The 14,665-nt window shown below is 67.4% G+C and carries 13 protein-coding genes; 4 read left to right on the top strand and 9 right to left on the bottom strand.

Going from position 1 to position 14,665, the window contains the following annotated elements:
• Positions 1-41 precede the first annotated feature (41 nt).
• Together fdhF and NDI76_RS03945 are read right to left on the bottom strand one after the other, a co-directional pair.
• The gene (gene fdhF, locus NDI76_RS03950; protein WP_310922712.1) at positions 42-2,420 is read right to left on the bottom strand and encodes a formate dehydrogenase subunit alpha; all 2,379 of its coding nucleotides are present in this window, start codon (positions 2,418-2,420) and stop codon (positions 42-44) included.
• A 491-nt stretch (positions 2,421-2,911) separates the two neighbouring features.
• Complete coding sequence (locus NDI76_RS03945) at positions 2,912-3,235, bottom strand: DUF7344 domain-containing protein (RefSeq protein WP_310922711.1); 324 nt, start codon at positions 3,233-3,235, stop codon at positions 2,912-2,914.
• 441 nt (positions 3,236-3,676) lie between these two features.
• On the opposite strand from NDI76_RS03945, the gene NDI76_RS03940 reads away from it, so the two are divergent.
• Positions 3,677-4,642, top strand: coding sequence for a diacylglycerol/lipid kinase family protein (locus tag NDI76_RS03940; protein WP_310922710.1), 966 nt, complete (start codon positions 3,677-3,679; stop codon positions 4,640-4,642).
• Positions 4,643-4,684: 42 nt separating this feature from the next.
• On the opposite strand, the gene NDI76_RS03935 is transcribed toward NDI76_RS03940, so the two are convergent.
• The 3 genes from NDI76_RS03935 to NDI76_RS03925 are packed head-to-tail and all read right to left on the bottom strand — an operon-like array spanning position 4,685 to position 6,813.
• On the bottom strand, positions 4,685-5,428 hold the full coding sequence (locus NDI76_RS03935) for a DUF8116 family protein (protein WP_310922709.1): 744 nt from the start codon (positions 5,426-5,428) through the stop codon (positions 4,685-4,687).
• Between the two features lie 45 nt (positions 5,429-5,473).
• On the bottom strand, positions 5,474-6,043 hold the full coding sequence (locus NDI76_RS03930; RefSeq protein WP_310922708.1) for a DUF8054 family protein: 570 nt from the start codon (positions 6,041-6,043) through the stop codon (positions 5,474-5,476).
• On the bottom strand, positions 6,040-6,813 hold the full coding sequence (locus NDI76_RS03925; protein ID WP_310922707.1) for a nucleotide-binding protein: 774 nt from the start codon (positions 6,811-6,813) through the stop codon (positions 6,040-6,042). Before NDI76_RS03925 ends, NDI76_RS03930 begins: the two co-directional genes overlap by 4 nt.
• 177 nt (positions 6,814-6,990) lie before the next feature.
• On the opposite strand from NDI76_RS03925, the gene NDI76_RS03920 reads away from it, so the two are divergent.
• The gene (locus NDI76_RS03920; protein ID WP_310922706.1) at positions 6,991-7,218 is read left to right on the top strand and encodes a hypothetical protein; all 228 of its coding nucleotides are present in this window, start codon (positions 6,991-6,993) and stop codon (positions 7,216-7,218) included.
• A 221-nt stretch (positions 7,219-7,439) separates the two neighbouring features.
• A complete protein-coding gene (locus NDI76_RS03915) occupies positions 7,440-8,990 on the top strand; it encodes an NADH-ubiquinone oxidoreductase-F iron-sulfur binding region domain-containing protein (RefSeq protein WP_310922705.1) in 1,551 nt (516 codons plus the stop codon).
• Positions 8,991-9,030: 40 nt separating this feature from the next.
• On the opposite strand, the gene NDI76_RS03910 is transcribed toward NDI76_RS03915, so the two are convergent.
• The gene (locus NDI76_RS03910; RefSeq protein ID WP_310922704.1) at positions 9,031-9,258 is read right to left on the bottom strand and encodes a hypothetical protein; all 228 of its coding nucleotides are present in this window, start codon (positions 9,256-9,258) and stop codon (positions 9,031-9,033) included.
• Positions 9,259-9,382: 124 nt separating this feature from the next.
• Between NDI76_RS03910 and NDI76_RS03905 the strand changes: the two genes are divergently transcribed.
• Complete coding sequence (locus tag NDI76_RS03905) at positions 9,383-10,219, top strand: alpha/beta fold hydrolase (protein ID WP_310922703.1); 837 nt, start codon at positions 9,383-9,385, stop codon at positions 10,217-10,219.
• 747 nt (positions 10,220-10,966) lie between these two features.
• Here NDI76_RS03905 and NDI76_RS03900 read toward each other — a convergent pair.
• From NDI76_RS03900 to NDI76_RS03890, 3 genes are read right to left on the bottom strand one after another with little or no spacing between them, the layout of a single operon-like run.
• Positions 10,967-12,562 (bottom strand): cobyric acid synthase, encoded by a 1,596-nt coding sequence (locus NDI76_RS03900; RefSeq protein ID WP_310922702.1) that lies wholly within the window; start codon positions 12,560-12,562, stop codon positions 10,967-10,969.
• Positions 12,562-13,314 carry a cob(I)yrinic acid a,c-diamide adenosyltransferase gene (locus tag NDI76_RS03895; protein WP_310922701.1) on the bottom strand — a complete coding sequence of 251 codons (753 nt, stop codon included), beginning with the start codon at positions 13,312-13,314 and terminating at the stop codon, positions 12,562-12,564. The genes NDI76_RS03900 and NDI76_RS03895 overlap by 1 nt, the downstream gene beginning before the upstream one ends.
• Positions 13,311-14,591 carry an MGH1-like glycoside hydrolase domain-containing protein gene (locus NDI76_RS03890; RefSeq protein ID WP_310922700.1) on the bottom strand — a complete coding sequence of 427 codons (1,281 nt, stop codon included), beginning with the start codon at positions 14,589-14,591 and terminating at the stop codon, positions 13,311-13,313. Before NDI76_RS03890 ends, NDI76_RS03895 begins: the two co-directional genes overlap by 4 nt.
• Positions 14,592-14,665 lie beyond the last annotated feature (74 nt).

Below are 14,665 nucleotides of genomic sequence, written 5' to 3'. Positions count from 1 at the left end.
CTGTCAGATTGCGGTCGTGACGGCGTTCGACGACTGCCGCGTCAGTCGTCGGCGCTCTCGGGGCTCGACGTGTTCGCGTCGTCGTCGACGGCCGTGGGGCGGTCCCGCGGCACCACCTTCACGTCGGTCACCTTGAACTCCGGCACGTGCGCCTGCTCGTCGAGGTGGCTCTCGTCCGTCAGTTCGTTTACGACGTCGCTGCCGTCGCCGAGGACGTGCATCGGAACGAACACCACGTCCGGCCCGATGCGGTCTGTCACCTGCGCCATCGCCTCTATCTCGCCCTTGCGCGAGGAGATGCGAACCGGGTCCTCGTCGGCGATGCCCAGCGATTCGGCCGTCTCGGGGTTGATTTCGACGAACAACTCGTCCGTGTACGAGCGGATACCCTCCTCGCGGTTCGTCATCGTCCCCGTGTGGTACTGGTAGAGGACGCGCCCCGTCGTCAGTTTGATCGGGTAGTCGCCGTCGTCCATGTCGCGTTCGGCGGGACCGGAGATATCGGTGGGGAACATGTGGGCCTTCCCGTCGGCCGTGTTGAACTGCTCTTCGTAGAGGTGCGGCGTCCCCGGGTGGTCCTCGTCCCAGACGGGCCACTGCAGCTCCTCGCCGTCTTCGAGTCGCTCGTGCGTGACGCCGCCGTAGATGGGCGTGAGGTCGTTTATCTCGTCCATGATGTCGCTGGGCGAGTCGTAGTCCCACTCGAACCCGAAGCGCTCGGCGAGTTCCTGGGTGATGACCCAGTCGGGCTTCGCCTCGCCCGGCGGGTCGACGGCGCGCTTGACCAGTTGGACGTGGCGGGTCGTCCCCGTGTACGTCCCGTTCGTCTCGACGTGACCCGTCGCCGGGAGCACCACGTCGGCGTACTCGGCCGTCTTCGTCAGGAAGATGTCCTGAACGGCGAGGAAGTCGAGGTCCTCGAGAATCTCCTCGGCGTGGTCGACGTTCGGTTCGGAGTAGACGGGATTCTCCCCCTCGACGAACATCGATTTGATGTTGCCGCGGTCGGCGGCGAGGAACTGCTCGGTGATGGTCAGACCCACCTCGTCCGGCAGGTCGTCGACGCCGTAGTAGTCCTCGAACTTCTCGCGGACGTCGTCGTCGGTCACCTTCTGGTAGCCGGGGAAGTTCCCCGGGACGGGGCCCATGTCGCCGCCGCCGCCCTGCACGTTGTTCTGCCCGCGGAACGGCGCCAGCCCCGACTTCTCGGTGCCGACGTGGCCCGTCACCAAGGCGAGGTTCGCCATCGAGACGACGTTCTCCGTCCCGTGGCTGTGCTCGGTCAGCCCGAGCGTCCAGCAGAACATGCAGCTATCCGCCGTGGCGACGGCCTCGGCCGCGTTCTTCAACTGCTCCGGCGGGACGCCCGCGTGCTCTTCGACGAACTCGGGCGTGAACTTCTCGACGCCCTCCTTCACCTCCTCGAAGCCGACGGTCCGGTTCTCGACGAACTCGTCGTCCTGCAGGTCCTCCTCGAGGATGTGACGGATCATGCCGTTGATCCAGACCGTGTCGTAACCGGGCGTGACGCGGGCGTACTGCGTCGCGTGCTCGGCGATCTGCACCTTCCGGGGGTCGAAAACGTACGCCTCGGCGCCCTCCTTGAGGTTCTGCTTGATGTCGGTGGCGAGAACGGGGTGGGACTCGGTCGTGTTCGACCCCGTGATGAGATAGCAGTCCGTGTCGTTGAAGGCTTCCGTGCCGACCGACCCGGCGCCGTACCCGACCGTCTGCGAGAGGCCCGCGACGGTCGGCGAGTGACAGAGGCGGTTGCAGTTGTCGATGTTGTTGGTCTTGAGAATCTGGCGTGACAGCTTCTGCATCAGGTAGTTCGCCTCGTTCGACGTCCGCGAAGAGGAGACGAGTCCGAGGGCGTCGGGGCCGTACTCGTCTTTCGTCTCCTGCAGTTCCTCGGCGACGCGGTCCAGCGCCTCGTCCCACGACGCCTCTCGGAACTCGCCGTCCTCTTTGATGAGCGGCGTCGTCAGGCGGTCCTCGTCGTCGGCGTAGCCGTAGCTGAACTTGCCCTTCACGCACGTCGAGATACCGTTGACGGGGGCTTTCTCGGCGTTCGGCCGGATTCCCAACACCTCGTCGTCCTTCGAGAGCACGTCGAACCGACAGCCGACGGCGCAGTAGCCGCAGGTGGTGTCGGTCACGTCCACGTCGTTCATCCGGTAGTCGCTGACGGCGTCCGCCACGTCGAAGAGGCGCCCCTCCGACATGGAGTTGGCCGCGAACGACTCCGCGAGGTGCTCGGCCGGCGCGAACGGACCGCTGTGCCCCTCGTCGGACCCGTGGTCCGGGGTCGTCTCGCCTCGCTCCTGTGCGGACTCGGCCATCTCCTTCGCCTGGGCCATGTAGCCCGCGACGCCGGATTTCTCCTCGGAGTTCGTCTCGTCCGGGTGCTGGTCGCTCATTCGTGCCCTCTCGTACTCGTTCGGTCGCAGTTGTGTTGCTGTATCATTGGAATCGGGCGCGGCCGTCTCCGTCGCGATGGGAAGCCCTTGGTCTCGACGACGTTCTCGAAGTGGGTCGCCGCGAACTGCGTCGAGGCGAACCGATCAGTTCCGTTACGGGCGGTGTCGAGCGCGGTCGGCGGCGCTCGTCCGTCGCCCGGGAGCGAACCGGTTGCTCCTCGTCGCATTTCGTCGTGCACTGTCGGAAGGGTGAAATCGCGGGGGATGCGACGGGAAGCCGCGTATTGGCGGTGTCGGGCGCGTGCTCTTCGAGGTCGAACCGCCGTCCACCAGCGGGGAAGCCTGCGCCGATCGATCCGTCGCGGACCGAAGCGGCTCCCCCCGATGGGCGTATGAGTGACGGGACGCACGCATACCAATTCACGTGCCGTGTTCGAACGGTGTTTATACGGTGGCGGCCGGCCCCCGTCCGGATTCGAGGTAGATTCGAGTCAGACCCAGTCGTCCGGGAGGTCCGCTCGGTTGTCGTGGAGGAGTCGGAGCACCGGCCGAATCTCCCCGAAGTCGTCGCCGACGCCGACCCGACCCGCGTCCGGGTCCCACCGAACGTAGCCAGCCTGCTCTAACAGCGGGAGGTGGTTGTGGTACAGCGCCGTCTCCAGTTTCCGTTCGTCTCGGTCGCCCTCGTGAACATCCTCGGGCACACGTAGCGTGTCGTCGGCGTCCGGGAGTTCCAAGAGCGCAACCAGCACGCGCCGACGAGTCTTATCGCCGAGGGCTCTACAGACGGACTGCCAGACGTTTTCGTCCTGCATGTCAATCAACTGAGCGCACAATGGAAAGAGAAGGGTATGAGTATTGTCCTGTATAGCGGAGTTTAACCCAATCTTACGTTACCGGCGCAGCCGGTAACGGCCGCTTGCGCCGAGCGTCGGCGGAGCGCCGCCGGGCCGTCTCGCGGCGTCGCACGACCGAATCGCGTGTAAACCACCCGTTATTCGCGGATACGATTCGACGGATAGGGTACGAATGGCTTCGGCGCGGACCCCAGTGCGGAGGACCGAGTCGACCCGCCGACGTTCGACACCGACGACGTTCTGTTCGTCGACGACCGCTTCGCCGCGGAGCACGCGGTCGGCACGGGGTTCGACGGCGGGCAACCCGATTCGAGAGCGCACAGCCACCAAAGCCTTGACCGTCGACCGCCTTCGTACACCGACCGAACGCGTTCGACGTCGACCGACACCCTCCGAACTATGACGACCCACGAGACGACCGACGGCGACCGAGAAGCGCCCCCCAGCACCGACGACGGCGAGTGGCGAATCATCCTCAACCCGGTCAGCGGGTCCGGCGACCACGCCGAGCGGGTCGAATCGCTGGCGGCCGAGCGCGGCTACGCCGTCGAACGGACCGAGGAACCGGGCGACGCCGTCGAGTTCGCCGAACGGGCCGGCCGGAAGGGGGCGGAACGGGTGGCCGCCTGCGGCGGCGACGGCACGATACACAACGTGGTCGAGGGGCTCGGACGGGCGGACGCCCTCGACGACGTGACGTTCGGCGTCGTCCCCGGCGGCACCGGTAACGACTTCGCCACGAACGTCGGAATCAGGGACGTCGAGCACGCCTTCGAACTCTTAGAGAGCGGCGACCGGCGGCGCATCGACCTCGGCGTCGCCGACGGCGAACTGTTCACGAACTCCTGTATCGCCGGGCTGACCGCGCAGACCAGCTCCGAAACGAGTTCCGACATGAAAGAGCGGTTCGGCACGCTCGCCTACGTCGCCGCCGGCTTCAAGACCGTCCGGGAGTTCGAACCGCTGCACGTCGAACTCGAAGTCGAACGCGACGTGTCGGCCCAGTCGACGACGTGGACGGGCGAGGCGCTCTGTATCCTCGTCGGCAACGCGCGCGGGTTCGCCCGCGGCGGCGGGCAGGCGAACGTCGAGGACGGACTGTTCGAGGTGACTGTCGTCAACGACATGCCCACCTCGAAGATGCTGACCGAGGCGGCCGTCCAGCAGTTCATCGGAAGCGACACGGAGAACGTGACCCAACTCACCGGCGACGAACTCCACGTCACCGGCCGGGAGGGCGAGGACATCGAGTTCAGCCTCGACGGCGAGATACGCGAACACCGCGACCTATCGATGCACGTCCGCTCGCAAGCGCTCGACGTTGTCGTCGGCGAGGCGTACGAACCGAGACCCTCCGACGCGTGACCGCGGCGGCGGCGGAGACGCCCGGCGCGTCCGCCGGAGACCTCACGTCTGCCGCGGGTCGAACCGCTGGCGCTCCCGCGAGAGAATGCGCTCCCAGAGCGTGAACAGGGTGCTGTCGAGGTCGTAGCGGCGGTTCACCTCGCGCACCCACACGTCGTCGCTGAACAGGAGGTGCTGGAACCGGCGGACCGTCGGCGTCAGGTCCTCCATCGGCCGCGCGCCGACGTAGTAGGCCACCGTCTCGTCGCGCGTTCGCGAGATGAGTTCGGGCGGCACCGGCAGACCGCACTCGCTGGCGACGTAGTCGAACCACTCCAAGTGGATGATGGCGTCGGCGAAGGCGAAGCGGTCGGCGAACCCCGAGACGCGGTCGACCGCGGGCTTGCCCTCGTAGAGCACGTCCTGCGGTCGGCTGAACCGCGGCACCGAGACGTGTTCGAGCGTGTCGGCGTACTTGCGGGCGATGTGCTTGAGCCGCCATCCCGCGAAGTAGGTCGGTCCGGTCAGCGCGAGTTCGTACCACAGCGGCGTCCACTCCAGGAAGGGCCCCCCGAAAGCGGCGTCGGCCAAGAGGTCGGCCACGATGGTCTGTGCCACCTCCGCGGCCACGTCGTAGCCGGTCCGGTTCCCCCGCATCGCCGTCTCCGCCTCGTCGACGAGGGCGGGGAAGTCGCCGGTCGGAAAGCCCATGCCCTCGGCGACTCGGACGACGTAGTCTGCGCCGGGTCGGTACCAGTCGGCGAAGTCGGCGGGGGTCCGCAACGGAACGAGTGGGAGCACCGTCACACGATTTCTTGCGGCCGAGACGGTATATACGGTCCGACCGATACCTCACTCCTCTAACTGCTCGGAGAGCCCCCACTCGGCGGCCCGCGACTCGGCCTCTCGCCGCGCCTCCGCGCGAATCTCCTCGATGCGGTCGGCGTCGGCGAGGAACGCCTCCACGGCGGTGCGTTCGTCGGCCCGGCGGTCCGCCGGCGCCGCCGCGCGCGTCCGTTCGACCAGTTCGGGGTCGGCGGCGAGTCGGTCCGCCGGCCGCGCCGGCGGGACGCGACACGTCTCGTCGCGGTGGAGGCGTTCGACGGCCGCGGCCGCGAGTCCGTACAGTTCGACGCGGAACGGACCTGCCGCGTCGAGGGCGGCGAGGGCGTCCGGGCCGCCGCGGTCGGCGCCGGCGTCGTACGCGAGGACGGGCACCCCGTCCTCGAAGGTGAGCACGGCGGGGTCGCCGCCGCCGCCGAGCAGCGAGTCCTGCGGTTCGAAGACGGCGTAGCCGGTGAGTTCGCGGTCCAAGACGGCTGCGAGCGTCGCCCCCGCGTCGCTGACGACGCGCGAGCGGAGCAACTCCCCCTCGGGAATTCCCAGCGACGCCTCGGTGAACGCGGTCACGGGGGCGGTCACACCCGCTCGGGGAGGACGGCGCTCCGGAAGCGGTCGGCCACGTCGGCGGCGTCGCCCTCGCGGACGTCCAGAGTCGTCGCGGCCTCGCGGAAGGCGTCGGCCGCGGGGTCCGTCGGGGCGTGCGCGAGCAGCGGTTCGCCCGCCCGCCGGGCGGCGCGGACGGCGTCGCTCTCGGGCACCGAGGCGAGCGTCGACCCGCCGAAGTAGCGCGACGCCTGCTCGGCGATTCGCTCGGCGTCCTCGTCGGGGCGGACGCGGTTGAACAGGACGCCCGCCGTCTCGGTGCCGTAGGTGCGCGCGTACTCCTGCACCTTCAGCCCGTCCGACAGCGAGGGGACGGTCGGTTGCAGGACCACCACGACGCGGTCGGCGAGGACGACGGGGAGGACGGCGCTCTTCGACCCGAGCGCCGCCGGCGAATCGAGGAGGAGCACGTCCGTCCCGGCCGCCAGTTCGGCGACCACCTCGCGGAGGCGGCCGGGGTCGGCCGCCTCGAACGCGGCGAGACTCGTCCCGCAGGGGACGACGGACATCCCGAACCGCTCGTAGACGGCGTCCTCGACCCGCGCCTCGCGCCCCTCGACCAACAGGTCGTGGAGGGTCACGTCGGCGTCGTCGAGGCCGGTGTGAAACAGCAGGTTCGCCATCCCCGTGTCGGCGTCGACGACGGTCACGTCGTACCGCTCGGCCAGCGCCATTCCGAGTGCGAGCGTACTCGTCGTCTTCCCCGTCCCGCCCTTCCCGCTGGCGACGGCGAACGCTTCGACCATATCCGCACCACGGGACCACCCGAATTAAGCGTTCGGATTCGGAGAATGTTCTCTGTAGAGACGAGTGGGACCGGTCCGCACTCCGGCGGTACGCGGAGGAGGGGTGTCGACCCGCCGAACCCGGCGCACCGCTCGGCCGCCCGAACGCCTTTGTCCCCGAGCGTACTAGCTCCGGACATGGCAACCGAAACCGAGGGCGAAGACGACCAGCCCGTTCGCATCCCCATCGAAGACGAACCGGTCGAGAACGAGGACGCCGACGTTGACGCCGCCGACGCCGACGCCGACGAGGGCGGTCTGAGCGTCGCGCTCACCATGCTCGTCCTCGCCGTCGTGGCCGCGGCGGTCATCTACTTCGTCGTCAGCGGTGGGGACGACGACGAGGAGATGGAACCGCCGTTCTGACCGGCGCGCACGGAAGCGAGACGGATTTTTTCACCGACCGAGAGCCGTTCACCGAGGAGAGGCGGGTAACGAGTTCGACGGCGAGGGTACGCGCGAGTGTATGACAGCCGACCGACTCGGTCGGTAACGGGGGTCGGGTGGCGGGCGCGACGCCTCGCCGAGGGCGACACGTCAACGACAGGCAACAAACCTTTCCTACCGGCCAGCAGTATTTTTGTTCGATGAGCGACTCGAAGGAAGAAGACGAGAGCCTGCCCGCGGTCCGCGTCGCCGCCGGGTCGGCGCATCGGACGGACGCGAACGCCGTCGCCGACGCCGCGCGGGAGGCCGCGGAGACGTCGACGGTTCGACGAACGGGTTCGACGGGCGCGGAGGCGCTGGAACCGCTGCTCGTGGTGACGACCGAGGACGGGACGGCGTTCTACGCCGCGCCGTCGCACGACCGCACCGGTGAGGTCGTGCGCGCGGCGGAGTCGGGCGAGTTCGCCGAGGACGCCGAGGCCGTCGTCGAGGGCGACAAGGGGTCGTCGGACGACGACGGCGTGCTTCCGACGCCCGAGGAGGGGCCGCTGAGCGTCGGTCGCCGCCGCGCGCTCGGACGGTGCGGCTGGGTCGACCCGACCGAACCGCCGGCCGACTCGCTGGTCGACGCGGTGCGCGAGGACCCAGAGGACGTGCGCGAGGGGATGCGCGAACTCGGTCTGCTCGGCCGCGGCCGCGGCGACGCGCGCGCCGACGAATCGATAGCCGAGGGCTGGGCGGAGGCCCGCGACGCCGAGGGCGACCCCGTGCTCGTGGTGAACGCTAACGACGCCGACGAGCGCAACCGGACGGACCGAACGCTGCTGGAAGGTGACGCGGGGGGCGTCGTCGACGCCGCGATGGCTGTCGGACACCTCCTCGACGCCGAGGACGTGGTCGTCTACGCCGAGGAGGAGTCGCTGGGAACCGAGCGGCTCTCTCGGGCCGTCTCGCGGCACCGCGAGGAGCACGGCGAGGCGCCGCAGTTGGCCGTCGGCCCCGAGCGGTTCATCGCCGGCGAGCCGACGATGGCGCTCGAATCGCTGGAGGGCAACGACCGACTCGAAGCGCGCCTCACCCCGCCGGGACCGGAGACGCACGGTCTGTACGGGCGGCCGACGGTCATCCACACGCCGCGGACGCTGCTACAGGTCCGCGAAGTGATTCGGAACCCCGAGGCGTTCGACGCCGACGACGCCGACCCGGGGACGCGCCTCGTCACCGTCGCCGGCGACGTGGACGCGCCCGCGACGGTCGAACTCTCCACCGGATCGTCGATGCGGACGGCGACGGACGCCGTCGAGCACGACTCGGTGAAGATGGCCGTCGTCGGCGGGCAGTTCGGCGGGTTCACCCGCCGACTGGACCACACGTACTCCGCACCGGCGCTGGACGGCGCCGACCTCGGCTCCGAGGGCGTCGTCGAACTGTTCGGCGAGGACCGCTGCGCGCTGGCGGCCGTCGGCGACCGCGCGAACTTCGCCTCGCAGGAGAACTGCGGCCGGTCGGGGCCGTGCCGCGAGGGGACCAAGCAGATGACGGACCTGCTGCGACAGATCTACACCGGGAAGTACAAAGACGACATGCTCCGCGAACTGACGCGGACGATGCAGAACTCCTCGATGTGTCACTTCGAGGAGAGCGCCGCGCGGACGGTCGAGACGGCGATATCGGCGTTCGACCGCGAGTTCGCCGCGCACGCCGAGGGACGCTGCCCCAGCGGCGAGTGCGACGGCCAATCGCTGCACTGAACTGAGCGGTCGGCGTCCCGGAACTCCATCTCCGTCGTCGCTATAGGGTGAAGTCCCACGCCGATTCTCCCCGCCGCCGCTGCCGATATTCGAGTCCGAAGCAGATGCTCGCACAGAGCGTCGCGACCGTTCCGACGAGTGCGACGAGCAACGTCGAGTCGCCGGCGACGTAGTCGAAGACGGAATGTGACCGCGGAGGCTCCTCCGACCGAGTCCGGTCAGCCGTCTCGGCTCCGTTGAAATCGTTGTAGTCAGAGACGAATAGCATGCTGAGTATAAAGAATATATTCAGCACGCCGTTTTTCGTTCGTCGCAGTTCACTCACTTACTCCTAAGATAGCCCCGGCGTGAATATGTTACCTCTTCACATAGTGGCATCTAGTAGATAGATCATGGCAAAAACAACACCACCAGAGAGCGGCGGAAAAACGGAAACCGTCACGAGCGCAGATGGGACTGAAATTGCCTACGAACGGTCGGGAAGTGGGCCGCCGCTCGTCCTTGTTCACGGGGGTATGTTTGATCGCTCAATATGGGACATCGGCGACATCCGGTCTACGCTCGCGGAACAGACGACGGTCTACGCCATGGATCGACGGAATCACGGCGACAGCGCGTCTTCTGACGATTGTCGTCCGGACGCGCAGATTGCCGACGTGGTCGCGGTCGTCGAGTCGATCGACGACCCAGTCCATCTGCTTGGTCACTCCTCAGGCGCCAACTATGCGTTATGGGCGGCCCTACGAACCGACAATCTCCGTAGCGTAATCCCGCACGAGCCTGCTGCCCCGCCCGACGAGGACATTAGAGCCGTTCTCAAAGAGACGATGGAAAAAACGATTGCGTTGATAGACAAGGGGCAGAACGAGCAGGCACTCACGATGGTCGTCAGCGACTTCGCCAAATTCACGTCGGGTGAACTTACCGAGGTTCGCTCATCACCGGTATGGGACGCCCACGTGGATATATTCCATCAAACCCTCCTCCCCGAGTTGGAAGCTGCCGGGGAGTTCGACTGGTGGGATCTCACACCATTCGAAGACCTCTCCACCCCGACGTTACTGCTCGTCGGGAGTGAGAGCCCCCACACAAGCTTGGCCGAACGACTCCACGAGATAATGCCGAACAGTCGGCTCGCTTCCTTGGAGGGATACGGACATGCGGCCCATCTCGTCGCCCCTGACCGCTACACCGACGAGGTACTGTCCTTCATCAGCGACGTAGACTAAGCGATAGTTTTCCTCTGTGCGACCACTGTGGTGCGTTCGAGCATTCCGAAACGCGAATATACCAATTTTTGTGAGATAATTTATGTCTCGATTAGCTCGCTCATAACAATGTTGCATCTCCTGAGTAATCACTACTTTCGTAGATCGAGCCGAATCTCGTGCTGCATTCGCGCTCTGAGTTCAGCACACCACAGAGACTTCACCGACCACTGTCAGAGGCCGCGTGTAACACTTAGAGGGTGTATTCAGCACGCCACTGCGATTCGTTTCACGCTGTTGATTGCGAAACAGCCGTTCAGTAGAGAGGTGCGTAGTTAACATACTCTACACTCTCTTGATTAGTCGATACCGTGATTTGCGTGAAAACCTCTGGAAGTTAAGTTCTATTCATAACATTACACTAATAGCTATGACTAAGAGCAAGATACCGGGGAATGAATTCTGGAATGACCCGCCCTCTATTGATGAAGAGGTAGCGAAACTCCGCCTTCGATTGAATCATCTTTCCCTTCTGGAATTAGAGGAGAGGGAATTAGTCAGATGGAACAGAGAAAAACACGTTGTGGCGAGAGGCTCTGAATTTAATAAATTTCAGCCATTGTGGGGAGGCGGGAGTTAATTACCTCGCCTGTTCTGAGCGTTCGACTCTCTCATATCAGGTGCTGTGTCAGCGACCGACTCGCGCCCTCTATTCAGTACAGCCTCAATAAACTATCAGCGACGGATGATTTCAACAGAGCCGCCGCCTCAACTTTCGACCCCGAGCGCTTCGAGGTCGAGTCGCGAGACGAGGGCGGCCGCGCGGTCGTACGGCGAGTCGGCCGTCTCCCCATCCTTCGCCGCCGGCCGCGACCGCCCCGCGGCGGCGAACAGGCCGTCGACGAACGCGTCTCTGAACCCCTCGTTCTCGAAGAGACCGTGGAGGTACGTTCCGAGGACGGGACCACGGGCGACCCCGAGCGTCGCATCCGAACGACCGTCGGGCGCGGCGAACGGCCGCGCAAGTTCGCCGCGATACGCCTCGACGACCCGCGTCTCCCCGGTGTGAATCTCGTACCCCGAGACGGGACCGTCGAATCCCGCGAACGGCCCGGCGCCAGCGAAGTTCCACGTGACGGGCGCGACGCGCTTTTCGGTCGAGAAGGTCGTCTCGACGGGAAGCAAGCCGAATCCCCGGAGTTCCGACCCCCCGCGGACGCTCTCGGCGCCGACGTTCAGCAGTCGCTCGCCGAGCAGTTGGTAGCCGCCACAGAGGCCGACCACCGGCCCCGAGAACGCCCGAAGGCGGTCGTGCAGACCCGCTTCGCGGCAAGCGCGCAGGTCGTCGGCGGTGTTCTTCGACCCCGGAAGGACGACGGCGTCGGCCCCCGAGAACTCGGAATCCAACGGACAGTAGACGACGCGGACGCCCGGTTCGGCCGCCAGCGGTTCGAGGTCCGTCGCGTTCGAGACGCGGGGCAAACGGGGGACGGCGACGGTGACGGCCTCCTCGTCCGCATCCGTCCCGTCCGCCCCCGCCCCGAAGACCGCCCGTTCGCCCTCGGGGGGCAGAGAGACGCTGTCCTCCTCCGGCAGACCGGGGTCGTCGTACGGGAGGACGCCGAGGACGGGCACGCCCGTCCGCGACTCGAAGGCGTCGAGACCCTCCTCCAAGAGGGACTCGTCGCCCCGAAACTTCGTGATGACCGCGCCGACCACCCGCTCTCGGACGTCGTCGGGCACGAGTTCGAGCGTTCCGACGAGCGAGGCGAAGACGCCGCCGCGTTCGATGTCGGCGACGAGGAGGACGTCGGCATCGGCGAAGCGGGCCGTCTCGACGTTGGCCAAATCGCGGTCGTGGAGGTTTATCTCGGCGATGGAGCCGGCGCCCTCGGCGAGTATCACGTCGTGCGCGGCGGCGAGGCGGGCGTGTGCGGCCTTCGTGGCGTCGCGGGCGCGGTGCCAGCCCTCCTCGTAGTACTCGCCGGCGGCGAAGTTACCGACCGGACGGCCGTCGATCACCAGTTGAGACTCGCCGCCGCCGCGGGGTTTCAGGAGGACTGGGTTGTGGTCCGTCGTCGCCGTCACGCGGGCCGCGCGCGCTTGGACGTACTGGGAGACGCCGATTTCGCCGAAGGCGTCGGCGCTCTCGTCGTCGGACTCCCGCGCGCCGGGCGCGACGGGCACCGCCCGGGCGTTGTTGCTCATGTTCTGCGCCTTGAACGGCGCGACGCTGACGCCGCGGTCGGCGAGCAGGCGGCAGAGACCGGCGACGACGGTGCTCTTGCCGACGTGGCTGGCCGTGCCGGCGACGAGAATCGTGCAGGCGCCCACCTCCGCCGTTCCCGCCGCCTCGTCAGCCATCAGTACTCCGTCCCCTTCCGCGCCCGCGTCCCCTCGTCGAACGGGTGTTTCACCTTTCTGACCTCGGTTACGAGGTCCGCGGCGTCGAGGAGGAAGGTCGGCTCCTCGTGTCCGCCCGTGAGGACGAGTTCGAGGTCCGCGGGCTTCGACTCCAGGAGGTCCAACACGTCCGCTTCGTCGACCAAGTCCATCTCGACGGCGTACAGAATCTCGTCCAAGACGAGCATGTTCACGCCGTCTTCGGGGCCGCCTTCCGGAGGAAGCGGTTTCGAGAGGTCCGCCTCGCCCGCCGCGGCGACGAGTTCTCGCGTCCGCTCGAACGCCGCCGTCGCCTTCGCGGCGTGTTCGTCGTCGTCGGAGCCGTCCATCAGCCTGTTCCAGCCGTAGTGGCCCGTGTTCTCGTAGGAGATGCCCGACAGAGCCTCGATGGCGTTGTACTCGCCGCGGACGTCCTCCACCGAGTCCGCCCCACCCTTGAGAAACTGCAGGAGGTGGACGCGGTAGCCGTGGCCTGTGGCGCGGAACGCCATCCCCAACGCGGCCGTCGTCTTGCCCTTGCCGTCGCCCCACCACGCCTGCACGAGGCCGAACTCCTCCGGTACCGAGGATACGATAGCGTTCGCGCCGGGCGCGACGCCCCCGCCGGGCGTGTTCCGCCGGGTCTCCGCGGGCGAGTCGGGGCGGTCCGCCGCGGGCGCGCCGTCGGCCTCGTCGTTCGAGCGGTCGCCCGATTCGGAGGAGTCGTCGCTCATCGCGGAGCCTCCGCGGCGGCGTCCTCGGCCGCCCACGCCAGCGACAGGGCCGCGGACCACGAGAACCGGCCGCTCCCCCGGCCCGACCCAGTTTCAGGGTTGAAGTACTCGCGGAAGCCCTCGCGGTCGAGCAGTCGCAGGGAGTCCGCCCGAACCCGGTCGGCCTCCGCGTCGGCGCCCATCCGCCGCAGGCCGCGTTCGAGCAACCAGTTCGTGTTCAGCCAGACCGGCCCGCGCCAGTAGCGGTCGTAGTCCATCTCCGGGCCGACGTAGGAGGGGGCGGCGTACTCGTAGGCGAGGAACTCGTCGAGCGTCTCGCGCATCCGCGCGAACTGCTCGTCGGTCGGCGCGCCCGCGAGCGTCGGTATCAGACCCGCAATCGAGCGGACCGGGAGCGGTTCGTCGGCGGCGAGGTCGTAGGAGACGAACAGGCCGCGGTCGTCGTCGAACCGGCGTTCGGAGAGGGCGCGGCGCGTCGTCTCGGCCTGCGCGCGCCAGCGCTCGGCGGCCGCCTCGTCGCCGGCGTCGGCGGAGAGGGCGGCGACGGACTCGCAGGCGCGGACGAACAGCGCGTTCGTCAGCACGTCCTCGACGACGAACGGCGACTCCTCGCGCAGTCGGGCCTCGTCCCAACCGAGTTCGCGGCCCTGCCGGACGAGGGCGACGTAGCGGTCGTAGTCCCAGTCGGTCGGTCGCTGCTCGGCCAACTCCGAATCTTTGCGGTCCTTCCGGGTGTAGGACACCTCGCCGGGGTCGAAGCGTTCGAGGGGGCCGACCCACGCCGGCGAGTCGTCCATCCCGGTCGCCCACGGGTGTCGCACCCAGACGAGTTCGCCGTCGTCGGAGCGCTCGCGGAGCCACCACTCGCAGTAGGCTTCGAGGTCCGGGAGCACCGAGTCTCGGAACGCCTCGTCGCCGGTCACCTCGTAGACGTACTCGGCGGCGGGGACGACCATCGGCGGTTGGGTGATGCCGCTGGTCTCCACGTCGGCGTGGACCGTCCGGTCGGTGCCGACCCGCCACTCCTCGGGGCCGGGGAAGTAGCCCGCGGCGTCCGACCAGAACGCTATCTGCGGCACCATCCCGTTCTCCCACCGCGCGTCGAGGAGCGTCCGTACCTCGCGCTTCGCGGCCTCGGGTTCGACGTGGGCGAGGCCGACGGCGACGAACGCGCTGTCCCAGTTCCACTGGAACGGGTACAGCGTCGCCGAGGGTATCGTGTAGCCGTCGCGCCGGTTCGCGTCGAGAACCGAGACGGCCGACTCGCGTCCGTGCATGCGGGAGCGTTCGCGGCGGTCGGAAAAGTCGTTTCGACCGCCGATAAATACGACCGGCGCAGCTGTCAAACGAA

This window comes from Halogeometricum sp. S1BR25-6 (assembly GCF_031624495.1).
Lineage (GTDB): Archaea > Halobacteriota > Halobacteria > Halobacteriales > Haloferacaceae > Halogeometricum > Halogeometricum salsisoli.
Note: the sequence above shows the minus strand (reverse complement) of the source record. Positions and strands in the feature narration are given on the sequence as shown.

Coding starts and splice junctions, on each gene's coding strand:
- fdhF (WP_310922712.1), bottom strand. CDS start 2,420: ATGAGCGACCAGCACCCGGACGAGACGAACTCCGAGGAGAAATCCGGC.
- NDI76_RS03945 (WP_310922711.1), bottom strand. CDS start 3,235: ATGCAGGACGAAAACGTCTGGCAGTCCGTCTGTAGAGCCCTCGGCGAT.
- NDI76_RS03940 (WP_310922710.1), top strand. CDS start 3,677: ATGACGACCCACGAGACGACCGACGGCGACCGAGAAGCGCCCCCCAGC.
- NDI76_RS03925 (WP_310922707.1), bottom strand. CDS start 6,813: ATGGTCGAAGCGTTCGCCGTCGCCAGCGGGAAGGGCGGGACGGGGAAG.
- NDI76_RS03920 (WP_310922706.1), top strand. CDS start 6,991: ATGGCAACCGAAACCGAGGGCGAAGACGACCAGCCCGTTCGCATCCCC.
- NDI76_RS03915 (WP_310922705.1), top strand. CDS start 7,440: ATGAGCGACTCGAAGGAAGAAGACGAGAGCCTGCCCGCGGTCCGCGTC.
- NDI76_RS03910 (WP_310922704.1), bottom strand. CDS start 9,258: ATGCTATTCGTCTCTGACTACAACGATTTCAACGGAGCCGAGACGGCT.
- NDI76_RS03905 (WP_310922703.1), top strand. CDS start 9,383: ATGGCAAAAACAACACCACCAGAGAGCGGCGGAAAAACGGAAACCGTC.
- NDI76_RS03900 (WP_310922702.1), bottom strand. CDS start 12,562: ATGGCTGACGAGGCGGCGGGAACGGCGGAGGTGGGCGCCTGCACGATT.
- NDI76_RS03895 (WP_310922701.1), bottom strand. CDS start 13,314: ATGAGCGACGACTCCTCCGAATCGGGCGACCGCTCGAACGACGAGGCC.
- NDI76_RS03890 (WP_310922700.1), bottom strand. CDS start 14,591: ATGCACGGACGCGAGTCGGCCGTCTCGGTTCTCGACGCGAACCGGCGC.